The organism is Knoellia sp. S7-12 (genome assembly GCF_040518285.1).
GTDB lineage: Bacteria > Actinomycetota > Actinomycetes > Actinomycetales > Dermatophilaceae > Knoellia.
This window is the reverse complement of record NZ_CP155449.1, coordinates 3623360-3645469: the sequence shown is the minus strand read 5'-3', so window position 1 is coordinate 3645469 and position 22110 is coordinate 3623360. Positions and strand designations below refer to the sequence as shown.

21 protein-coding genes are annotated in these 22110 nt (G+C 68.6%); 12 read left to right on the top strand and 9 right to left on the bottom strand.

All coding sequences use genetic code 11. The features are described 5' to 3' along the window. Positions 1-23 precede the first annotated feature (23 nt). Both V6K52_RS17590 and V6K52_RS17585 read right to left on the bottom strand, forming a co-directional pair. A complete protein-coding gene (locus V6K52_RS17590; protein WP_353951411.1) occupies positions 24-2237 on the bottom strand; it encodes a helicase in 2214 nt (737 codons plus the stop codon). A 119-nt stretch (positions 2238-2356) separates the two neighbouring features. Then, positions 2357-3349 (bottom strand): LuxR C-terminal-related transcriptional regulator, encoded by a 993-nt coding sequence (locus V6K52_RS17585; protein WP_353951410.1) that lies wholly within the window; start codon positions 3347-3349, stop codon positions 2357-2359. A 293-nt stretch (positions 3350-3642) separates the two neighbouring features. Between V6K52_RS17585 and purD the strand changes: the two genes are divergently transcribed. Next, positions 3643-4923: a phosphoribosylamine--glycine ligase gene (gene purD, locus V6K52_RS17580; RefSeq protein WP_353951409.1), complete on the top strand. Its 1281-nt coding sequence runs from the start codon at positions 3643-3645 to the stop codon at positions 4921-4923. Between the two features lie 9 nt (positions 4924-4932). Here purD and V6K52_RS17575 read toward each other — a convergent pair whose 3' ends face one another. Next, on the bottom strand, positions 4933-5862 hold the full coding sequence (locus tag V6K52_RS17575) for an LLM class F420-dependent oxidoreductase (RefSeq protein WP_353951408.1): 930 nt from the start codon (positions 5860-5862) through the stop codon (positions 4933-4935). A gap of 44 nt (positions 5863-5906) precedes the next feature. Here V6K52_RS17575 and V6K52_RS17570 point away from each other — a divergent pair, with 44 nt between their 5' ends. Further along, a complete protein-coding gene (locus tag V6K52_RS17570; protein WP_353951407.1) occupies positions 5907-6350 on the top strand; it encodes a VOC family protein in 444 nt (147 codons plus the stop codon). Between the two features lie 9 nt (positions 6351-6359). On the opposite strand, the gene V6K52_RS17565 is transcribed toward V6K52_RS17570, so the two are convergent. The 4 genes from V6K52_RS17565 to V6K52_RS17550 all read right to left on the bottom strand — a co-directional run bounded on the left by V6K52_RS17565 (position 6360) and on the right by V6K52_RS17550 (position 9752). Further along, on the bottom strand, positions 6360-6968 hold the full coding sequence (locus V6K52_RS17565) for an energy-coupling factor transporter transmembrane protein EcfT (protein ID WP_353951406.1): 609 nt from the start codon (positions 6966-6968) through the stop codon (positions 6360-6362). Next, positions 6968-7663, bottom strand: coding sequence for an ABC transporter ATP-binding protein (locus V6K52_RS17560; RefSeq protein WP_353951405.1), 696 nt, complete (start codon positions 7661-7663; stop codon positions 6968-6970). Before V6K52_RS17560 ends, V6K52_RS17565 begins: the two co-directional genes overlap by 1 nt. A gap of 36 nt (positions 7664-7699) precedes the next feature. Beyond that, positions 7700-8287, bottom strand: a complete 588-nt coding sequence (locus tag V6K52_RS17555; RefSeq protein ID WP_353951404.1) for a biotin transporter BioY — start codon at positions 8285-8287, stop codon at positions 7700-7702. 61 nt (positions 8288-8348) lie between these two features. Next, positions 8349-9752 (bottom strand): MFS transporter, encoded by a 1404-nt coding sequence (locus V6K52_RS17550; protein ID WP_353951403.1) that lies wholly within the window; start codon positions 9750-9752, stop codon positions 8349-8351. 54 nt (positions 9753-9806) lie between these two features. Here V6K52_RS17550 and soxR point away from each other — a divergent pair, with 54 nt between their 5' ends. The 9 genes from soxR to V6K52_RS17505 all read left to right on the top strand — a co-directional run bounded on the left by soxR (position 9807) and on the right by V6K52_RS17505 (position 18649). Then, entirely contained in the window at positions 9807-10259 is a 453-nt protein-coding gene (soxR, locus tag V6K52_RS17545; protein ID WP_353951402.1) for a redox-sensitive transcriptional activator SoxR, read from the top strand. A gap of 33 nt (positions 10260-10292) precedes the next feature. Beyond that, positions 10293-11174: a phosphoribosylaminoimidazolesuccinocarboxamide synthase gene (locus tag V6K52_RS17540; protein WP_353951401.1), complete on the top strand. Its 882-nt coding sequence runs from the start codon at positions 10293-10295 to the stop codon at positions 11172-11174. A 45-nt stretch (positions 11175-11219) separates the two neighbouring features. Further along, positions 11220-11933 (top strand): class I SAM-dependent methyltransferase, encoded by a 714-nt coding sequence (locus V6K52_RS17535; protein WP_353951400.1) that lies wholly within the window; start codon positions 11220-11222, stop codon positions 11931-11933. Continuing rightward, positions 11930-12181: a ribbon-helix-helix domain-containing protein gene (locus V6K52_RS17530; protein ID WP_353951399.1), complete on the top strand. Its 252-nt coding sequence runs from the start codon at positions 11930-11932 to the stop codon at positions 12179-12181. Before V6K52_RS17535 ends, V6K52_RS17530 begins: the two co-directional genes overlap by 4 nt. Continuing rightward, entirely contained in the window at positions 12181-12492 is a 312-nt protein-coding gene (locus V6K52_RS17525) for a type II toxin-antitoxin system PemK/MazF family toxin (RefSeq protein ID WP_353951398.1), read from the top strand. Before V6K52_RS17530 ends, V6K52_RS17525 begins: the two co-directional genes overlap by 1 nt. Positions 12493-12563: 71 nt before the next feature. After that, the gene (locus V6K52_RS17520) at positions 12564-12905 is read left to right on the top strand and encodes a hypothetical protein (RefSeq protein WP_353951397.1); all 342 of its coding nucleotides are present in this window, start codon (positions 12564-12566) and stop codon (positions 12903-12905) included. A 185-nt stretch (positions 12906-13090) separates the two neighbouring features. Beyond that, positions 13091-16978 carry a phosphoribosylformylglycinamidine synthase gene (purL, locus tag V6K52_RS17515; protein WP_353953801.1) on the top strand — a complete coding sequence of 1296 codons (3888 nt, stop codon included), beginning with the start codon at positions 13091-13093 and terminating at the stop codon, positions 16976-16978. Between the two features lie 5 nt (positions 16979-16983). Continuing rightward, a complete protein-coding gene (locus V6K52_RS17510; protein ID WP_353951396.1) occupies positions 16984-17268 on the top strand; it encodes a hypothetical protein in 285 nt (94 codons plus the stop codon). A gap of 622 nt (positions 17269-17890) precedes the next feature. Further along, a complete protein-coding gene (locus V6K52_RS17505) occupies positions 17891-18649 on the top strand; it encodes a hypothetical protein (protein ID WP_353951395.1) in 759 nt (252 codons plus the stop codon). A 26-nt stretch (positions 18650-18675) separates the two neighbouring features. Here the strand turns inward: V6K52_RS17505 and V6K52_RS17500 are convergent, their stop codons facing one another. Together V6K52_RS17500 and V6K52_RS17495 are read right to left on the bottom strand one after the other, a co-directional pair. Next, positions 18676-19476 (bottom strand): fused MFS/spermidine synthase, encoded by an 801-nt coding sequence (locus tag V6K52_RS17500; protein ID WP_353951394.1) that lies wholly within the window; start codon positions 19474-19476, stop codon positions 18676-18678. A gap of 71 nt (positions 19477-19547) precedes the next feature. After that, positions 19548-21611, bottom strand: a complete 2064-nt coding sequence (locus V6K52_RS17495) for a bifunctional UDP-sugar hydrolase/5'-nucleotidase (RefSeq protein WP_353951393.1) — start codon at positions 21609-21611, stop codon at positions 19548-19550. A 107-nt stretch (positions 21612-21718) separates the two neighbouring features. On the opposite strand from V6K52_RS17495, the gene V6K52_RS17490 reads away from it, so the two are divergent. Next, complete coding sequence (locus V6K52_RS17490) at positions 21719-22108, top strand: sterol carrier family protein (RefSeq protein ID WP_353951392.1); 390 nt, start codon at positions 21719-21721, stop codon at positions 22106-22108. Positions 22109-22110: the final 2 nt, after the last annotated feature.

The window sequence follows — 22110 nt, the reverse complement described above, 5'->3', positions numbered from 1 at the left end:
CCGAACGGGCAATAAGTCGGGCTTCAGTAGGGGCGCAGGACCGTCATCCGGTGCGCCGCGCGGGTGAGCACGACATAGAGCACGCGCACGCCACCGGGTGACTCGTCGACGATCGCGTCGGGATCGATGACGACGGTCGCGTCCCACTCGAGGCCCTTGGTCGACAGCGGGTCGATGAGTTGGACCCGACCGTCACCGGCGCCATCGAGGTGCGCGAGACGATCGGCCCACCGGCGCGGTGTGATGACCGCGATGGAGCCCTCGACCTCACTCAGCAACTCGTCGACGGCTGCCTCGGCGGACGCGACCAGCGGTGCGTCGACGACCCGGTCGACGGGGTCAACTCCGGTCTCACGCACTGCTGCCGGGATGTCGGCGTCGGGCACGAGGGGCAGGATGACGTCGCGGGCGTAGTCGAAGATCTCGCGGGCGTTGCGGTAGTTCGTGTCCATGTGGAAGCCACGCAGCTGGTGCGACCCGTAGGCCTCGAGACGCGCGGTGCGCGCTTCCTCGAGGTCACCCCACGAGGCCTGGGCGGCGTCACCGACGACGGTCCACGAGGCGTTGCGGCCTCGCCGGGCGAGCATGCGCCACTGCATCGGCGAGAGGTCCTGGGCCTCGTCGACGAGGACGTGCGCGCTGCTCGACGGCCGGTCGATCCGGCCGTGGAGCAGGCGCTCGCGGGCATCGGTCGGTGTGACGACGCTGCGGTTGTCACCTGCGCGCACGCGGCGGTCGACACCGGCCCGGACGTCGACGACGCCGTAGGACGACAGGTCGTCGAACTCCTCGATGTCATAGAAGCCGCGTTCCTCGGCTTCGGGCTCCTGCACCTGGCCGAGCTTGGCCGACAGGTCATCGATGAGGGCGATGTCGGAGACCGACCACGAGCCCAGCTCGAGCGCCTCACGCATCGAGTGGGCCAGTGCCGCAGACTCTTCGTGGTCGAGAACGCCGCGGGCCAGCGCATAGACATGGTCGGTGTCGGCCAGCGTGAGCAGGACCTCGCGGGGGTCGATCTGGCGCCACCACGACAGCATGAACTCGTCGATGTCACGTGAGGTGTCGAAGGCATCGAAGAACTCGTCGCGCTCACCCTGACGCACTGAGTTCCAGGCGGCCTGGGCGAGCTCTTCGCGTGCCTGCTTGGTGGTGGCGTTGTGTTGACTCGAACGAAGCACCTGGCGCCGAATGCGGTGCAGGAGAGCCTCATCGAGACGGACGGCATGCCCGTTGATGAAGGCGCGCAGCTGGGACGGAGCGCCTGCGGGCGGCCGCATGGCCGCGCGAGACAGAAGGCGCCGGATGCGCAGCGAACCCTTGACCGCTGCGACCTCGGGATGGTCCAGGCGCGTCGCGGTGACACCGTCGACGAGGTCGCCGAGCGCGCGCAGCGAGACGCTGTCCTCGCCCAACGAGGGCAGGACCCGCTCGATGTATGCCGTGTAGGCGGACGAGGGTCCGACGACGAGGATGCCGCCGGACTCGAAACGCCGTCGCTCCGAATAGAGGAGGTAGGCCGCACGGTGCAGGGCGACGACCGTCTTGCCGGTGCCGGGACCGCCGGTGATCTCGGTGACCCCGCGTGAGGGTGCCCGGATCGCCTCGTCCTGGTGGCGCTGAATCGTGGCGACGATGTCACGCATCTGACGCCCGCGGCTGCGGGTGAGGGCGGCGATGAGGGCACCGTCACCGAGGACGACGAGATCGTCCGGTGCCTCGGGCACCATGAGATCGTCCTCGGCGCCGATGACGGTGGCTCCGCTGCAGCGCAGCACCCGGCGGCGCAGAACGCCCATGGGGTCAACCGGTGTCGCGCGATAGAACGCCGCGGCGGCTGGTGCTCGCCAGTCGATGACCAGAGGTTCGTAGTCGTCGTCACGCACGCCCAGGCGCCCGATGTGTCGGACGTCGCGGTCAGCGGACGGGGTCTCCATGTCGCCGAGGTCGAGCCGGCCGAAGACGAGTCCTTCGTACTGTTTCTCGATCGCGGCACGGCGCTTCGCGGCGGCATACACCAGGGCATCGCGTTCGAAGAGCCCGGTGATCTCCTCGTCGCGGATGTCCCCGGTGCGCATCGTCTTGCCGCGGGCCATGCCGTCGGCCTCGACGTCGTTGGCCCGCAGGGACGCCTTGGCGAGTTCGGCGTAGACGCGGTCGACGTGCGCCTGTTCGATCTCGATCTCGCGAGCGACATCAGCCGAGGTGTCAGTGCCACCGGGGCGCGTGGTCGTCACGATCGAGGCCCTCCCTGCAGAGCTGCATGTGTGCGGTGCGCCGAGCGCACGGAAACATCAAGTCTACGCGTGCACAAGGGCCGCCGTGACCGGGTCACTGGGACGCGTCAGAGCCCCTCTCAGAGGAAGCCGCGGCTCACCGCGATGGTGCCGGCCTGGAACCTCGTCGTCGCCCCCAGCTCCTCCATGATCGCGCGGATCCGGCGCTCGACCGTGCGCTGAGAGATGCTCAGCTGGCGAGCGATCGTGAGGTCGCTGGCGCCGGCGGCGAGCATGGCGATGATCTGGCCATCGCGGTCGGTGAGACGCCTCAGGGCCGGCCCGCTCGGCGTCCGCGGCAAGGGGGTGCTCAGGGAGAACAGGCCCATGCACATGTCCATGAGGGCGCTCGCGAGCTGCCGTTGCTGGACATAAAGGGAGCCGCCGCCACCTGGTTCGAGGTGGCTGATGTCGATGACTGCCGCGGTGCGGTCGACGGCGAGCACGGAGAACGCGAGGTGCGGTGTGAGGCGGACCTCGATGCCGTCGGCCCGCATCGTCTCGAGGGCGCTGAACGCTCCCTCGACCTCGAGGATCGACTGCTCGAGGACGATGAGCCGTTCCAGATTGGGGTTCGTGGCCGTCGGTCTGGCCTGAACGATCGACTCTGCGTGCCGGACGACGGTCTGGTCCATGCGGTCGCTGCGTGCGCACAGACGCACGATGCGGCTTTCAGCGCGGCCGGCAGCACGGAAGAGCGCCGCGTCGATGTCGTCAACGGTGTCGAGGAGCGAGACCTCGGGACTGGTGCGACTTCTGGCGTCGCCGGAGCGCGCCTCGTTGTACATGTGGGTCAGTCCTTCGATGGCAGAGCGGGTCGCCCGCGCCTGGCGTTCCAGGTCTGCGGCATAGGCGGGCAGCGTGGTGTCGGGCGAGAAGACCTCGATGACGTCCCGGCGGCTGGAGTCGACCATCCCGCGGATGTGCAGCGTCTTGAGGGCGAGCGTGATCTCATCCTCGGAGAGGCCTTCGCGCGTCAGGGCGCTCCGTCGTGGGGCTGCCATGCGCAGCAGAAGCAGGTAGACCCGGGTGCTCAACTCGTCACCAGGTCGCAGGGGTTCGGGCTCGGGCACGCGCCCAGCCTATGGCGGAAAAGCGACATTGTCAGGAATCCGCCGCAGTTCGGTTTGAATGAAGGGTGAACCGCGTGTCATGGTGGTCATGTCGACCTCGTCGACGTTCGCGCAGAGCCTCCGGTTCCCCCCAATCGTGAGTGCCGCGTGAACGGGCGCGGCGCACCCGGGGGTACCCCCCTGCTCCCCGGGCGCGTCGCGCCCACACCTTTCTTCCCAATGAAACGGCGTCGGTATGCCGGGTCGCGGACTGCCGTCTCGGCGCACTGTCGTCGCCCCTAGGCTTGGCGCCCATGAAGGTCCTCGTCGTCGGCTCCGGTGCCCGTGAGCACGCCATCGTCCGCAGCCTCGTGAAGGACCAGGTCGTCGACGCGGTCATCGCCGCACCGGGCAACCCGGGCATCGACGGACTGGCCCTGAGTGAGCCGCTCGCGGATGTCACTGACAGCGCTGAGGTGCTGGCGATCGCCCAGCGGCACGGAGTCGACCTCGTCATCATCGGACCCGAGGCCCCGCTCGTGGCTGGTGTCGCAGATGTGTTGCGGGACAGCGGCATTGACGTGTTCGGGCCGTCCGCCGAGGCTGCTCGACTCGAGGGCAGCAAGGCCTTCGCCAAGGACGTCATGTCGGCAGCGGACGTGCCGACCGGGCTCGCGCACGTCTGCACGACGATCGAGCAGGTCATCGACGCCATGGATGCGCTCGGTGCTCCCCACGTCATCAAGGAGGACGGCCTCGCTGCTGGCAAGGGCGTTGTCGTGACGGATGACCGCGACGCCGCGCTGGCCCATGCAGAGGCCTGTCTGGCCAAGGAGGGTGGGAGCGTCGTCGTTGAGGAGTTCCTCGACGGTCCCGAGATCTCGCTCTTCGTCCTCAGTGACGGAGTCACGGTGCTTCCGCTGTCTCCAGCTCAGGACTTCAAACGGGTCGGCGACGACGACGCCGGCCCCAACACCGGTGGGATGGGCGCCTACAGCCCGCTCGGTTGGGCTCCCGAAGGGCTCGCCAGCGACCTCGTCGCCAGGGTGGCCCAGCCGACCATCGACGAGATGCGTCGCCGTGGCACGCCTTTTGTCGGGGTCCTCTTCATCGGTCTGGCCATGACGTCGCGCGGGCCACGGGTCATCGAGTTCAACGCGCGCTTCGGTGACCCTGAGACCCAGGTCGTCTTGGCTCGGCTGCTCACGCCGTTGGGCGGTCTGCTCAAGGCCGCGGCGACCGGGCGACTCGATGACTATGACCGGCTGCGCTGGGCCGACGACCACGCCGTGACCGTTGTCGTGGCCTCGCACAACTACCCGGGCACCCCCCGCACGGGTGACCCCATCGCCGGTCTCGAAGAGGTCGAAGGTGTGCCCACGGCATACGTGCTGCACGCGGGCACCACGCTGGATGGTGACGGGAGGCTCGTGTCGTCGGGTGGGCGTGTGCTGTCCGTCGTCGCGACCGGTGCCGACCTCTCTCAGGCGCGTGAACGTGCCTATGCCGCAGTCGAACTCGTGGAGCTCGACGGGTCGCACCACCGCAGTGACATCGCCCTCAAGGCCTCACGCGACGAGATCAGGGTCACCTGAAGCTCGGCGTCAGCTGAGCTGCGGCACGACGGTCGCGGCGAACTCCTCGATCTGGTCGAGATCGCTGAGGTCGAGGACCTGGAGATAGAAGCGGGTGGTGCCGACCTGGGTGAACCGGCCGATCTTGTCGACGATCTCGTCGGTCGAACCGGCGAACCCGTTGGTGCGCAGCTCATCGACGTCGCGGGAGATCGCCTCGGCACGGCGACGAAGGGTCGCATCGTCGTTGCCGAGGCAGACGACGTTGGCGGCCGAGAGAGTCAGCTCATCGGGATCGCGGCGCCGGTCCTCGCAGGCCGCGCGGACCCGGGCATAGAGCTCGCGGGTCGCGTCAGCGGGGCGGAACACCGAGTTGAACTCGCTGGCATAGCGGGCCGCGAGCTCCGGGGTGCGGCGCTTGCCCACCCCGCCGATGATGAGCGGTATGCCGCCACGGTTGTCGGGCGTGCCGAGTCCGGGGGCTTCCACGATCGGGTAGTGCGAGCCGTCGTGGTCGAAGGTCTCACCCCGGGGTGTCGTCCACAGGCCGGTGATGACGGCGAGCTGCTCCTCAAGTCGATCGAAGCGCTCCTTGACGTCGGGGAAGGGAATCCCGTATGCCGTGTGCTCGGCTTCGAACCATCCGGCACCCAGGCCCATCTCGACCCGACCACCAGACATCTGGTTGACATTGGCGACCTGGATGGCGAGGGGGCCGGGGAGGCGGAAGGTCGCGGCGGTGACGAGCGTGCCGAGCTGGATGCGGTCGGTGTCGCGGGCGAGCCCGGCGAGGGTGATCCACGCGTCGGTGGGGCCGGGGTCCCCGTCGCCGCTCATGTGGAGGTAGTGGTCGGACCGGAAGAACGCGTCGAAGCCGGCGCCCTCGGCGGTGCGCGCGACGGCGAGCAGGTCGTCATAGGTGGCGCCCTGCTGGGGCTCGGTGAAGATCCGGAAGTCCATGCCCCAACCCTATGGCTGTCGGGGGTCGTGGCTACTTTGGGCAGATGGACGGGACTCCGGTGCTGGGCATCACGGTCGATTGCCACGACGCGCAGGTGGTGGCAGCGTTCTGGTGTCACGCGCTGGGCTATGTCGAAGCCCCGCCTCCGTCGGGGTGGTCGGACTGGGCGAGCTTCCTGACCGACCAAGGCGTGCCCGAGGAGGAGTGGGGTTATGGGGCGACGATCCGACCTGCGTCCGGGGACGGGCCCTCGATCAACTTCCTCAAGGTGCCCGAGGGCAAGTCCGTCAAGAACAGGGTCCACCTTGACCTCAAGGTGAGTGGCGGGCGTGATGTCGACCAGACGTTGCGCGAGACCCGGATCTTCGCCGCCGAGGCCGACCTCGTGGCGCGAGGAGCGCGCCGGCAACGCGAGGATCGTGTCGACGGCCGGCTGGATCACTTCGTCATGGAGGACCCCGAGGGCAACGAGTTCTGCCTCGTCTGACTGTGCGGTTCAGTCGTCGACGCCGCGGGCGGTGAGGGCCTCGCCCAGGCGGTCCGCATGCCGCAGTGACCGGACGATGAGCGGCACGGCGAACGCCCTCGGACTCGCCCGGAGCCCGCGCGCGTGCTGGGCCTCGCGAACCTCCTCGGCGAGCCCGATGACGACGTGCACCGACCGGATGCCCAGCGCCAGCATGAGGCCGACGCGCTCGGGGTCGACACCGAACCGGCGCAGCCACCCACTCATCCGGACCACGATGTCGACCATCGCGGTCGTGCGGGTCGTCAGGGTCACGAGTCCGGCCAGCAGGACGAGCGAGACAAAGGAGCCCACCACCCCGACGCCCGTCTGCCACGACGCAAAGATCCACTGAACAGCCAGGAGCGGCAGCGCAATCCACGCCAACTGCTTCACCTGACGAACGAGAGTTCTCAGCGGGAGGCGCGCGACGGCATACCCGACGAGAACGAGCGTGAGGGCGAGCCCGACCTGCCAGGGTGCCCGCCAGATCGCGAGCGCGATGCCTGCGGCGAGCAGAAGGAGGAGCTTTGTGCCGGCACCCATGCGGTGCACGACAGACGTCCCGGGAAGGAAGAGCGGGACGGCCTGCGCGGGCATCAGTGGGTGGTGAGCGCGCGGTAGGCCGCCACGGCCTCGGTGGGCGCTCCGTCGTGGACGATTCGTCCCTCGTCGAACACGAGGACGCGATCGAAGCCGTCGAGCAGGTCGAGGTGGTGGGTGACGAGGACGACCTGCTGAGACAGCCCATCGACGACGCGCCGCACCATCGCAGCGTTGCGAAGGTCGAGCAGAGTGGTCGGCTCGTCGAGAACGAGGAGGTCGGGCTCGGTGACGAGGACGCTCGCGAGCGCGAGGAGCTGCTTCTGACCGCCGGAGAGCAGGTGGGCGGGGTGGTCGGCGTGACCAGCGAGCCCGTATGCCGTGAGTGCGCGTTCGGAGCGTGCGCGCACCTCGTCCTTGGAGAGACCTCGACGACGCAGGCCGAACGCAATGTCCTCGGCGACCGTCGGCATGACGATCTGCGCGTCCGGGTCGGTGAAGCAGAAGCCCACCCGGCGCCGGACCTCGCGCCCGTCACGGACGGTGTCACGACCGTCCACGGTGACGGTGCCCGAGTCGGGGTGGACGAGGCCGTTGAGGAGGCGGACGAAGGTCGACTTGCCCGACCCGTTGGCCCCGACGATGCCGATGCGTGGCTCGGTGAGGGTGACGTCGAGGTCCACCAGAACGGGCCGCCACGCCGACCCGTCGCCGAACGAGTGGCTGACGGAATCGACGCGGATGTGTGGCATCAGAAGGTTTGCGGCACGGTGGTGGGGTCTCCTGGGTCAGACGGCGACGCGGTCGGCGGGTGCGGTCCGCGAGGCGCGCGCCGGGATGAGGCCGGGGTAGGCCGCGTGGACGCCCGCCGCGACGAACGCGGTGATGACGGCCTTGATGACGTCGCCGGGCATGAAGACGGCGGCCAGCGTCGTGGCCTTGACCAGTGAGACGTCGAGCACGATCGCCATGCCGATGATGCCGATGATGTTGAGGGCGATGACTCCACCGAGGATGTTGGCCATGACGCCGAGGGTGAGCTTGTAGGGGCGCCCGATCTTCTCGGTGAGGAGGCCGACGAGGAACGCGGCGACGGGGAAGCCGACGAGGTAGCCGACGCTCGGGCCGGCAAACACGCCGAGTCCGCCACGGCCGCCCGAGAGGAGCGGCAGGCCGATCGCGACGAGCGCGAGGAAGAGCAGGACCGAGAGCGCGCCGCGCTTCGAGCCGAGGATGGCGCCGGCGAGCATGATGCCCATCGACTGTGCCGTGATCGGCACGGCGCCGCCGAACGGCGCGATGGCCGGGATGAGGCCGAGGGCGGCGATGACACCGGCGAAGATGGCGATGAGGGCGAGGTCGCGGGACTTGAGCATGGGAGGGAGTGTGCCAGTCCGCCAAGGGTTTGCGGCACCCCTGTCCGTGCTCGTGAATCTTCTACGGGCGCATGCGGTGCGTGAGCATGAGGGCAATCACGGCGGCGCCGAGGGAGATACCCATGAGTACGGCGAAGACGCCCCCGTCGAGGGTGTCATGACGGGCCGCGATGAGGGCGCCACCCCCGGCTGTCGTGAGGGCGGCGCCCAGGCTCGCGCCGATCTGGGAGGTTGCGGTCGCCTGCCCATGTTCGCGCTCGGGAGCGAGGGTGAAGATCTCGGTGGCGAGGCTCGGCGAGGACAGGCCCATTCCCGTCGCAGCGAGGGCCCAGCCGGCCAGCCCGGGGACGAGGTCGACGACCTCGAGCGCGAGAAGGACGGGGCCGATGCCGCCGACAGCGATGAGAGCGAGGCCGAGCCGCACGCGGGCGGCGGCGTCTAAGCGGCGCTGCACCGCGTCGAGGCTGTGGATCGCCGAGCCAGCGGCCCAGAACACCCCGGTCACGCTGAGACTGATCCCCGCCAGGGCCGGGCCGACATCGTGGGTCACGTCGAGCATCAGGGGCAGGTAGCCGCCGATACCGCCGAACGCGATGACGAGCAGCGTGCGCAGGGCAACGACAGCGGGTATGCCGGGTGCTGCCGTCAGCGTTCCGGCTGGCAGTGCCGCTCGGATTGTGGCAACGAGGGCGGCGCCACCGATCACGAGGCTGGCCAAACCGGCGAAGCGGTGCTGGCCGCCGTCGAAGGCGAGGGGTCCGCCGACGCTGAGGAGGGCGACCGCGGCCGCGAGACCGAGAGCGGGCAGGAGCGGTTTCTCGGCGGCTGAGCCCGTGACGATGGTGGCCTCATCGTCATCGGGCTGGGCGCTCGCGCGGCGAAGCGCGGGGAGCAGCAGGAGCAGCGCGGGGATGAGGAGGAGCACCGGCAGCAGGAAGACGAGCCGCCACCCGACGAGGGCCTCGGCCGCGCCGGCGGCTCCCGGGCCGAGGAGGCTCGGCAGGATCCACGCCGCGGCGAACGTCGCAAACACCTTGGCCCGCAGATGCTCCGGCAGGGCCCGGGCGGCGAACACGAGGGTCGACACGTCGATGAGGCCCTCGGCGATGCCGGAGAGCCCACGGCCCGCGATGAAGATCGCCATCGAGGGGGCGATCGCGGTGACGACCTGCGCGACGGCGAACGTCGCAAGCCCGGCGAGCAGCACAGCCCGGGCGCCGGCCCGGTCGACCCACCGTCCGGCGACGACCACCGCAACCATGAAGGTCACCATCGAGGCCGCGTTGGCCGGTCCGAACCACGCGAGCCCGTCGAGCGCGCGCGCCGCCGTCGGCATGATGCTGATGGTGGCGCGGTTCTCGAAGGCGCCGAGAGTGACGAGGGCGATGACGCCGATCGCCACGGGGAGGTGCTTGGTGCTGAACAGCCGCTCAGTGTCGGTGGGCACTGCGGCCGTCGTCGTCATGCGGACGATCCTCATACCTCCAGCGCGCTTGAGATCAAGCCGTAGGGTGGACTCGTGGACAAGAACGACGAGCTGCCCATCGGCGAGGTCGCAGCACGCAGCGGCGTCTCCGTCCCCACGGTCCGCTTCTATGAGGATCGCGGACTCATCCAGAGCGTCAGGAACGCCGGGAACCACCGCCGCTACGCACGGCATACGCTCCGCCGTATTGCTGTGGTGCGCGCAGGGCAACGCTTCGGACTGAGCCTCGCCGAGATCGGTGAGGCGCTCGCGACGCTGCCCTCCGACCACCCGCCGACGAAGCGCGACTGGGCGCGGATGTCGGCCGCCTGGCACGACGCGCTGTCGGAGCGGATCGAGGCGCTCACCAAGGTGCGCGACGGCCTCACCGATTGCATCGGTTGCGGCTGCCTGTCGGTGACGTCGTGCCCGATCTACAACACCGAGGATGCGCGCGCGGCCGACGGACCGGGGGCGCAGCGCTGGCCAGCCGCCGCCCGGGCGTGAGGCACCGCTGACCGTGGCTGACAGACTCTCGTCATGACTTCGGACGCGGTGCTCGAGATCCCCGGTTTCACTCACGTCTACTCCGGCAAGGTCCGCGATCTCTACGAGCCGGAGGGTCGCGACGGCCAGCTGCTGCTCGTGGCGTCGGACCGGATCTCGGCGTTCGACTTCATCCTCGACCCGCCGATCCCCGACAAGGGCGCCGTGCTGACCCAGCTGTCGCTGTGGTGGTTCGAGCAGCTGGCTGACCTGGTGCCCAACCATGTCGTGTCCGTTGACGTGCCTGAGGTGGTCGCGGGGCGAGCCGTGCTCGTGCAGAAGCTCGACATGGTGCCGGTCGAGTGTGTCGCACGTGCCTATCTCACCGGCGGCGGACTGCGTGAGTATGCCGCGGACGGCACGGTGAGCGGGCTGTCCCTGCCGGAGGGATTGCGGGACGGTGACAAGTTCGACGTCCCGATCTTCACCGCGTCGACGAAGGCGCCGATGGGGGAGCACGACCAGCCGATGCCCTTCGAGGCCGTGGAGATCGAGGTCGGGACCGTTCTTGCCGGCACCCTGCGTGACCTCACCACGCGAATCCTCGCTCGTGGCAACGAGATCGCGGCGGAGCGCGGCATCCTCATCGCTGACACCAAGGTCGAGTTCGGGCTTGATGCTGACGGCACGCTGGTGCTCGCCGACGAGGTCCTGACGCCGGACTCGTCGCGCTTCTGGCCTGCTGACCAGTGGGAGCCCGGGCACACGCAGCCGAGCTTCGACAAGGAGTTCGTGCGCGAGTGGCTGTTGTCGGACGAGAGCGGCTGGTCGAAGTCGTCGGGAATAGCGCCGCCAGTCCTGCCGGCCGAGGTGGTCGAGCGGACGCGCGCGAAGTACGTCGAGGCCTACGAACGCCTCACCGGCCAGACCTTCTGAGCTGACGCGGCGCATCGTGGGACTCACCGACGCTCACGTCGAGGCATGAACATCGAGCCACGGCGGTGGCAGGCAGAAGCCGACCGACTGGCCCACGAGAGCGTGGGGCGCGGCGATCCGACGGGCTGGTTCGAGGAGCTCTATGCGGCGGGCGAGTCCGGTGAGGTGACCATGGCCTGGGACCGCTCCGAGCCGCAGCCGCTGCTCGCCGACTGGAGCGCACGCACGGGGTTGAGTGGTGTCGGGCGGCGCGCGATCGTCGTCGGAGCCGGGCTGGGTGCAGACGCCGAGCACGTGGCGTCCCTGGGGTTCGAGACGACGGCATTCGACCCGTCACCGACCGCGGTCCGCACGATGCAGGCACGCAACCCGGACTCGACCGTCGACTATCGGGTGGCCGACCTCCTCGACCTGCCACAGGACTGGCAGCGGGCGTTCGACCTCGTGGTCGAGATCTACGCCGTTCAGGCGGTGCCTCACGATCTGCGCGACCGCATGGTCGCTGCGGTGAGTGGGCTGGTCGCGACGGGCGGCACGCTGCTCGCCATCCAGGCGGTCCTCGCCCCCGACGACGACGGCTCGGGTCCGCCCTGGCCGCTCACCCGCGACGAGATCGAGTCCTTTGCCCGGGACGGACTCTCCGAGGTTGCCATCGAGGAGGTCTCCCTTCCGGGCGGCAACGCTGAGTGGCGGGCCGAGTTCACTCTGTACGCTGCGGGATTCACACTGTCACCCAATCTGGGTACCATTGAGACATGAGCACCCAGATCTCAGTCCGCCTCAACGACCGCGTCGTTTCCGAGCTTGATGCGCTCGTCGCCTCCGGGGCCGCCAAGAGCCGCGCAGAGCTCGTCGAGTCGGCCCTCGAGCGCGAGCTCCGGCGGCGTCTCTATGCCAAGGAGGTTGAGGACCTCATCGCCCAGAAGGCCGCAGGTCTGCCCGAGGATGACGACCTTGCAGGGCTCGCGGAGTGGGCCCGCACCCGTACCTTCCCCGACCTCGACTGATGCGGCCCATCCACATCGTCCAGATGGACAAAGCTCGCCCTGCCCTGATCCTGACTCGCGAGTTGGCGAGACCCCACCTGAGGACGATCACGGTGGCTCCCGTGACCAGCGCGATCAGGGGAGGTTTCACTGAGGTTCCGGTCAGCCCCGCCAACGGTCTCGACCATGACTGCGTGGTCAGCCTCGACAACATCCAGGTCGTTGATGCCGGGGCGATCGGTCGTCTCGTCGGCTTTCTCCTGCCAGGTCAGGAACGAGAGTTGGCGATCGCAGTCAGTCGGGCCCTCGACCTCGCTGATCCGATTGGCTGACGGTCAGGCCTGGCGCAAATCGGCGCTCCGCGACGGCATGTCGTGAGTTCGACAGCCCGTAGCATCGCGCCATGTTCCGCAGGCGTTCCCCGCGTGGCCGTCCCACTGACTCCGAGCTCGTCGAGTGGATGGGGTTGACGGCTGAGGCGTTCCGCCAGTCGTACAACGCAGCGGGATTCACGTTTCATTATGGCCAGAACGACGCTGCTGAGCTGGATGCCTTCGTCGACGAGTGGCTGGGGATTCGACCAACCCGGAAGGACAAGGACCTCATGGCCCGCAGCCTGGGTGCCTACCTGGGCGAGCTTCTCGTGCGACACGGGGCGGTCGCTGGGTGTGGATGGATGGTCCGGGCGTCGAAATGCGCGATGGGCTCATCGCTCATCCCGCCAGCTAGGTGTGGCGCCGCGTGACGAAGGGCGAGCAGCACAGCCTTCTTGCCTTCTACCGCTACTCCTGCACTCAGCAGCCCGGACCAGGCGATCACCTCCGCGAGTACTGACCCGAGCGCTGGAGGACTCGCCTGTATGGGCGGTGAGTCCGGCCCAGTAGCCTGTCAGTCGGCCCGGCCGCACCACCTTCGGAGATCTCCCACGTGATGGTTTCGACGCATGACCTCGCCCTGACCACTGTCGATGGTGGGTCTGCGCTCTCACCGTTTCGGGCTCGCGCGCTGCTCGCGAGGCTGCAGGCGGTTGACCCCGCCATCACCGGCGTCACGGCTCGCTACGTCCACTGGATCGCGAGTGAACAGCCCTTCACCGAGAAAACCGCGGCGCAGCTCGAGCAGCTCCTGACCTACGGCGATGCGTATGCCGCCGGGCCGGCCCCCGATGCCCTGTCGACTCTCGTCGTGGTCGGGCCGCGCCTGGGCACCATTTCGCCCTGGGCGAGCAAGGCGACCGACATCGCCCACAACTGCGGCATCGACCTGCGTCGGGTCGAACGGGTCACCGAGTTCATCGTCGAGGGCGTCGAGCTCGCTGGCGAGCAGTGGGGCGCGATTGCGGCAGTTCTCCACGACCGCATGACGGAGACGGCACTTCCTACTCGGGAGGCCTTCGCGGCCCTCTTCGACGAGCGCGACGCCGAGCCGATGGAGCACGTCGACGTCCTCGGCGGCGGGCGCGAAGCGCTGGAAGGCGCGAACACGGCATACGGGCTCGCGTTGTCCGATGACGAGATCGACTATCTGGCGGCAGCGTTCACGGGGCTGCAGCGCAACCCGACCGATGTCGAGCTGATGATGTTTGCGCAGGCCAACTCCGAGCACTGTCGCCACAAGATCTTCAACGCTGACTTCATCGTCGACGGTGAGCCGCAGGTCAAGAGTCTGTTCGGGATGATCCGGCACACCGAGAAGGTCGCTGGCGCGGGCACGGTCGTCGCCTACAAGGACAACGCCTCCGTCATGGAAGGCCGGCGGATCGAGCGCTGGCTGCCTGGCCGCGGAGACGGCCCGACGGCATACGCCGCTCGTGAAGAGGACGTCCACGTCCTCATGAAGGTCGAAACGCACAACCACCCGACCGCCATCTCGCCCTTCCCCGGAGCAGCGACCGGGGCCGGTGGCGAGATCCGCGACGAGGGTTCAACCGGCCGCGGCTCGGCGCCCAAGGCCGGCCTCACCGGCTTCGTCGTCTCGAACCTGCACCTCCCGGGCACCCACGAGCCGTGGGAGGCCGACACCTATGGCACCCCGGACCACATCGCGACGCCCCTCGAGATCATGGTCGACGGTCCGATCGGTGCCGCGGCGTTCAACAACGAGTTCGGGCGGCCAGGGCTCGGCGGCTTCTTCCGTGTCTACGAGCAGACCGTTGACGGTGTGCGCCGCGGCTATCACAAGCCGATCATGAGCGCCGGTGGCCTCGGCTCGATCAGCGCCGACCAGACCGAGAAGGTCCTCTTCCCTGCCGGGTCGCTGCTCGTGCAGATCGGCGGACCGGGCATGCGCATCGGGATCGGTGGAGGCGCCGCGTCGTCCATGGCCTCTGGCACGAACGCTGCCGAGCTCGACTTCAACTCCGTGCAACGCGGCAACCCCGAGATGGAGCGGCGCGCGCAGGAGGTCATCAACCACTGCTGGTCGCTCGGCGCCGACAACCCGGTGCTGGCCATCCACGACGTGGGTGCCGGTGGGTTGTCCAACGCCTTCCCCGAGCTGGTCAACGACGCCGGGCTGGGTGCGCGCTTCGACCTGTCTGCGATCCAGCTCGAGGAGTCCGGCCTCGCACCCAAGGAGATCTGGGTCAACGAGAGCCAGGAGCGCTACGTCATGGCCATCGCGCCCGAGTCGCTCGAGCTGCTCGAGTCGTTCGCCGCGCGTGAGCGGTGCCCGATGGCCGTCATCGGTGTCGCTGCCGACGATGCCCAGTTGCTCGTCGCTGGTGACTCCGACGACGACGTTCCGATCGACATGCCGATGGAGGTTCTCCTCGGCAAGCCGCCGCGCATGACCCGCGACGCGACCCGGGTGACGTGGACCGGCGACACCCTTGACCTCAGCGGCATCGACGTGCGCGACGCGGCCTACGCCGTCCTGCGACACCCCTCGGTCGCGAGCAAGCGCTTCCTCATCACCATCGGCGACCGCACTGTCGGGGGGTTCTCGCACCGCGACCAGATGGTCGGCCCGTGGCAGGTGCCCGTTGCCGACGTGGCGGTCACCTTGGCGGATCACTCTGCGTTTGCGGGTGAGGCCATGGCCTCGGGGGAGCGTATGCCGCTCGCTTCCGTCAACGCTCCCGCCTCCGGTCGGATGGCGGTCGGGGAGGCGCTGACCAATCTGTTGGCAGCGCCGCTGCCGTCGCTCGGAGGCGTGAAGCTGTCGTGCAACTGGATGGCTGCTGCTGGCGAGGACGGCGAGGACGCTGCCCTGTTCGACACGGTCGAAGCTGTCGCGATGGAGCTGTGCCCGGCGCTGGGCATCTCGGTCCCGGTCGGCAAGGACTCGATGTCGATGCGGACCAAGTGGAGCGACGGGGCCTCCGGCGAGGACCGCCAGGTGACGTCGCCGGTGTCGCTCGTCGTGTCGGCGTTCGCCGCGCTGCCGGATGTCCGCGGGACGCTCACGCCGCAGCTCGAGCCCGACTCCGCGCTGGTGTTGGTGGACCTCGGCGCGGGGGCCAACCGTCTCGGTGGATCGATGCTCGCCCAGGTGTCGGGCGTCTTCGGTGGGGACGTGCCCGACCTCGACGACCCGGCCCGACTCATTGCGCTGGTCAAGGCTGTCAGTGAACTGCGTTCGCGCGGACTGGTTTCGGCCTATCACGACCGCTCTGACGGAGGACTCTGGGCGACGGTCTGCGAGATGGCTTTCGCGAGCGGGCTTGGCCTCGAGATTGCAGTCGACTCGGTCGAGGCACTCTTCACCGAAGAGCTCGGAGCCGTGCTTGGTGTGCGCGCGGACTCGGTCAGTGAGGTCCGAGAGGTGCTCATCGCTGCGGGAGTGGGCGGCTACTCGTCGATCATCGGTGGCACGATCACAGAGCGCCGCATCACGGTGTCCGTCGACGGCGAGATGCCGCTCGACGAAGCCGTGAGCGACCTGGCCCAGGCATGGGACGAGGTGTCGTGGCGCATCTCGTCGCTGCGCGACAACCCCGAGTGCGCCGACGAGGAGCACGCGGCCTTCGGCGGCGACGACGACCCCGGCCTGCATGTCTCGACATCGTTCGACCCGACCGATGACGTCGCTGCCCCCTATCTCAACGTCGGTGCCCGACCTCGCGTCGCGGTGCTGCGCGAGCAGGGCGTCAACTCTCACATCGAGACGGCCTACGCGTTCCACCGCGCCGGCTTCGAGACACTCGACGTCCACATGACCGACCTCCAGACCGGGCGGGCATCCCTGTCCGACGTCGCCGGGTTGGTGGCCTGCGGCGGCTTCTCCTATGGCGACACGCTCGGTGCCGGTGAGGGCTGGGCGCGCTCCGTGCTCTTCAACGAGAAGCTGACGGAGGCGTTCTCCGAATTCTTTGAACGCGAGGACACCTTCGGGCTCGGCATCTGCAACGGTGCCCAGATGTTTGCCGCACTGGCCGACCTCATCCCCGGTGGGCAGGCGTGGCCGCGGTTCACCCGCAACCGGTCCGAGCAGTACGAAGCGCGGCTTTCGCTCGTCGAGGTCCTCGAATCCCCGTCGATCTTCACGTCCGGCATGGCCGGATCGCGCATCCCGATCGCCGTCGCCCACGGTGAGGGATTCGCGAACTTCTCGACGCGCGGCGATCCGGCCTCGGTCCACCGAGTGGCGCGGTTCGTCAACAACGATGGTGGCGTCGCGACGGCATACCCGTTCAACCCCAACGGATCCCCGGACGGACTGACGTCGGTGACCACGACCGATGGCCGGTTCACCGCGATGATGCCGCACCCCGAGCGGGTGCAGCGCAACGCGCAGATGTCGTGGACGAGCGGCCGTGTCGAAGAGGTCTCGCCGTGGATGCGCATGTTCCGCAACGCCCGCACCTTCGTCGGCTGACGCCCATGCTCAATCGCCTTCTGGATCGCATTGACGGCAATCGCCTCACCTGGGAGCGAGTGTGGATCGCGGCCATGACACTCATGGTCCCGGTCATCACGTATGAGCGCTTCGAGGGGGTGCGGAGCAACGACGGGTGGACTGTCGTCTTCGACTGGATCGGCCTGCTTCTCTGCGTCGCCGCGATGGTTTTCGGCGCTCTCGCTGCATGGCGCTGGTTGCGAACCCGTTCGGACAGCGGAGCGGCGGCAGGGACCCCGGTGCGGCCGGACTCACTCGATCAGTCGTAGGCGATGCCGAACGGGTCATCCTCGTCAGTCTCGCTGCCGTCGTGGACGAGGGTGTGTACCCAGAACTGTCTTACCTCCAAACCGGGCACCCCGTCGAGTTGGGAGCCAAGGGGAAAGAGCCGCACCAGTCGAATTCGGCCTCGTTGAAGCTGTTCGCCGCAGCCTGGACCACGTCCGTCGACGCGAAGTAGTCGCCGAGCTCCCGCTGGCGACCCTGGCGCTGAGTGACCTGCCCGACGTGCGCCCTGATTGCGGCGATGAGCTCCTCCGCGCGGGCGGCGTAAATGCCTCGCGCGCTGTCGGTCCACTGTGGTCTCCACGAAGTCGTCCATGGCCGGACCGTATGTCGGTTGGCGGGCACGGCAGGCGGCATGGGCCTTAAAGGTGAGCACTCCGTGCTGGGGGATGGCCAGTGGTCGGCGATCGAGGGCCTTTGCCGCCTGCTGTGCACGCTGGTGTGGCGTCAGGTGGATGGTTCGCCGCGATGATGCCGCACCCCGAGCGGGTGCAGCGCAACGCCCGCACCTTCGTCGGCTGATCCGAACTCCCCACCCCGAGCATGGTTGCCCCTTAGCCTGAGCCCGGAAGGCAGGGTTTCGCAGTCGATGGGGAGGGGTGGCCGATGCGTGCATGGCCGAAGTCGACCGAGCGGCTCTTCGGGGTCAGTGCTCGGCTGCTGGCGGGGGCTTCGGTGCTGACCACGTTCGGGCTTGGGCTCGCATTACGGATGTCGTGGCAACAGACCAACCAGAACTACGGGCCCGACGGGCAGATCGAAGGCGGTGGCGTACCTTTCGCCCAACACCTCACCATGGTGATGTTCGATCTCGGCTACCGACAGATCGGCGTCCAGCTGTTGCTCGCAGCTGCGTTGGTAGGCGCAGCCGTGGTTGTCCTCCACAGGAATGGGTCATGGGCGCAGGTCAGGCTGGTCCGGTGGGAGGTGTTGGGCGCTGGGCTCGTGACCCTCGTCCCCGTCGTGGGACTGATCCTCGCCAACCTCTATGTCCTCACGCCGTCCGACGATGTGACCAGAGGCATGGCGGATTACATGGGCCCGCAGCCCATGACCGAACTGATTCTCGGCAACCTGCCCATCCTCGTTGCCTCGGTCCTCACCCTCACCGCCGCGGGCCTGTGGTGGCTGCGTCTCGAGCCCGTCGCTGACGGGACCGTCGACGACCCCGCCGACGACCCCGCCGAGGAGCCCGATGACGACATCGACGCGGCGGCTGAGCAGGAGGCCGTTGAGCAGGAGGCCGCCGTGAGTCGCCCGGTTCCGGCGCGGACACCCCTTGACTCGTCGGACAACCTGGGCAACGGCGCCGCCATGGGCTACCCCCAGGACTGGTCACCGGAGGACTTTCGGCCGCCAAGATGACCGGGCCGTAGGGCGGGAGCGGCCGATCAGCCGGGTGGGACGGGGGAGTCGGCGGTGTCGTCGGTGGCGGCGCTGAACGGGGTGGCGTTGGCGCCACGGGAGATCACGTCGTTCGGCGGCACCACACCCGTCGGCAGCGCGAGCCGCGCCGTCGCCCGCCGCATCTCGAAGAGCGGCAGGGGTCCGCGCGACGCAGCCAGGACCACGTTCCCGTAGCCCTTGCCCTTGAGGACGTGGTGCAAGCCGACGTATGCCGTCTGGGCACCGGGCCCCAGTGCGGCCCTGGCACCCGAGGCGACGCGCGCGGCATACCGGAGCCCTGGTCGGTCACCGAGGTTGGCGAGGAACAGCCCGCCCGGTGCGAGAACTCGCGCAACCTCACCGAGCCACTTCACCGTGGTGAGACCAGCAGGGACCCGCCCGTCGACGTACGCATCAAGAATGACGAGATCCGCACTGGCAGTGGCCAGCCCGGCCACCCCCTCCTCGCCGCGCAACGGCCGCACCCTGATCCGATGACCCCGGGGCAGCGGCAGCTCGCCTCTCACCGCCTCTGTCAGCGGAACGTCCGGTTCGAGCACGATCTGCGGCGAGCCCGGCCGCGTCGCATGCATCCATCGCGCCAAGGTCAGCCCGGCCCCCCCGACGTGCGTCGTCCGCAACGGCGCTGGTCGCGCAAAGCCGGCGTCGATGCAGAGCGCCAGGTGCTGGACGTACTCGAAGACGAGCAGCTCGGGGTCGGTCAGCGACACCGCCGACTGCGGGTGCTCACCGATGCGGATCCACATGACGTCGCCGTCCTGCTCGAACTCCGCCGCGTCGGTCACGCCCAAAGCCAAGCACCCCCCGCGCCACAACGGCGCAGGGGGTGCCTGAGAAATTCGAGCTGGGTGAAGCATCAGCCCTTGACGCGCACCGGGATCCACGCGGTCGTGCCCGACGGCGCAGCGACGATCTTGATGTAGACCGTGCGCGGCGAGTCGTCCGGGAGGATCTTGCCGATGAGCTTGAACGACACGTCGGCGACACCGTCACGGGACGGGACGCCGGCGACCCGCACCGAGCTGACCTTGGCCGTTGTGGCAGTGCGACCGTCGATCGAGACCTGCACCGACGTGTTCTTGACTGCACCGGCCGAGGCGAGGTCAACACCCTCGACTCGGAACGTAGTCGTCTTGCCGTAGTTGACTGTGGCCGGGGCGTTCAGGACGGCGACACCGTGCTGCACGGTCGGCGGGGCGACCGGGCTGTTGTCTCCCAACCAGTCGACGAAGGCGTTCTGGTCAACGAGACCGGAGTCGCGGTAGTTCGTGCCCTTGAGGAACGTGCCGAAGTTGTCCGGCGCGGCCCCCGCGGTGGTGATGAGGAACGACGAGGACGCGATCGTGTAGGTCGCGGCCGGGTCGATGGGGGCACCGTTGATGAAGATGCCGGTGATCCGGTCACCCTGGGCCCGGGTCGGGTCGTAGGTGTAGGTGGTGCTCTTGGACAGGCCGAGCGCGAGGAACGGACGCGACACACCCGCTGGCTGCCACTGCTCCTCGAGGATCTGCTTGAACTGCGCGCCCGTGTAGTCGGCGGCCTTGAGGTTGTTGCCGAACGACAGGACTGTTGCAGCCTGGGCGAACGTCACGGTGCCGTCGGTGCCGAACGGCAGGTCGGCGCGCACGCCACCCGGGTTCATGACACCGATGTCGACGCCCATGTCACGACCGGGCGCGTTGAGGGACTCGACGTACTGCTGCGCGATGAGGTTCGACAGGGCCGACTCACGCTTGCGGTCATCGGCGCCGTCTCGCGTGATGCTCGCCGTGATCTTGCCGACCGGCTGGTTGGCGATCGGGGCGGCGTAGGCGATGGCGTCGTCGATGATCTTCGCGGCGGACTGGTAGGTCGCGTTCGCCAGGCAGGCCGGCGACGGTGCGGTGGCCGGGATGTTGGTGGCGTTGTAGGCGACGACCTTCTTGGCCGCGGCGTCGTAGCCGAGCTGGACCTTGCCGACTGCGGCGGCGTACTGACCGGTCTGGAGCACGGGACGGGTCGAGCCCGCGGCCTCGCCGGGGATCTGCACGTCATAGACGTAGGCCTGGTGCGTGTGGCCCTGGAGGACCGCCGCGACCTTGGGCGACGTGTCGTTGGCGAGGTGCGCGAAGACCGGCACCTTCATCTGGTCCTCGAGCGTGCCGGTCGTCGACGAGAACGGGCCACCCTCGTGGTACTCGGCGATGAGCACGTCTGCCTCGCCGTTGGTCTCGTTGCCGTCGGTGAGCTCGTTGGCAACGCGGTTGACACCGTCGACCGGGTCGATGAAGTCGAGGTTCGCGACACCCGCACCCTCGACGAGGTTGGGGGTGTCCTTGGTGACGCCACCGATGACGGCGACGCGGACGCCCGCGACGTCATAGATCTTGTGCGTCTTGAGGGCCGGGGTCTGCGTGCCCTTGAGGAAGACGTTGGCGCCGACATACTCGAAGTCGGCGTGCGGCTCGACGCGCTGGGTCAGGTCGTCGTAGCCCTGGTCGAACTCGTGGTTGCCCACGGCGGAGGCGTCCATGCCGATGGCGTTGAGGAAGTCGAGCGTGGGCTCGTCATTCTGGATGGACGACGTGAACGGCGATCCGCCGATGAGGTCGCCGGCGCCGAGCGTCAGGGTGTTGGCCGCGCCGAGCTGCTCACGCTGGGTGAGGATCGTGCAGGCGAAGTTCTTGCCCAACGTGCCCTTGCCATCGGTGTCGATGCGACCGTGGAAGTCGTTGAGGTTGAGGATGTTGATGGCGGTGGTGCCCGCGGGGAGCGGTCCGCCCTTCATGTTGGTCGCTGCTGATGCCGGGGTGCCGGTCATCGTTGCCGAACCGGCCAGGATCAGGCCGGCCGTGGCGGCCGCGAGCTTGCTGCCGTGCTTCATGTTGCCTCCGGGGAGAACCGCGTGGTCATCGCCGGCAGGGTCCGGCAACTCGCCCATGTTGCCCCAACTTCCTGACGGATTCAGGGGCTCTGCATAACTATTTGTGAAATCAGCGTGAAGGGGAGTCGTCGGGAGCGTGTGAGAGCCGACCTACGATGACCGGTATGCCGCCTCGCCGCCGAATTCTTGTCGCCGACGGTCGCGCTGCCCTCACCGCCTGGGCGCTCACCCAGCAGTCCGCCGAGGTGCTCGACCGCCCGACGACGGCGCTCGCGGTGCGCTTCACCCTCGAGGAGTTGGGGGTGCGCGCCCCGGGCCGCAGCGTCGAGGTCCGGGTGCCACCGTTCGGCGTCGTGCAGTGTGTCGAGGGCCTCCAGCATCGACGCGGCACGCCACCCAATGTCATCGAGACGGATGCGGCGACCTGGCTCGCACTCGCCGTCGGGCTCGAAAGCCAGGCCGAGGCGGCCGGTGACGGACGCCTCCGGGTGAGCGGCACGCGAGCTGACCTCACGGCATACCTGCCGCTCTTTCCCGACCTCGAAGCGAGCTGACT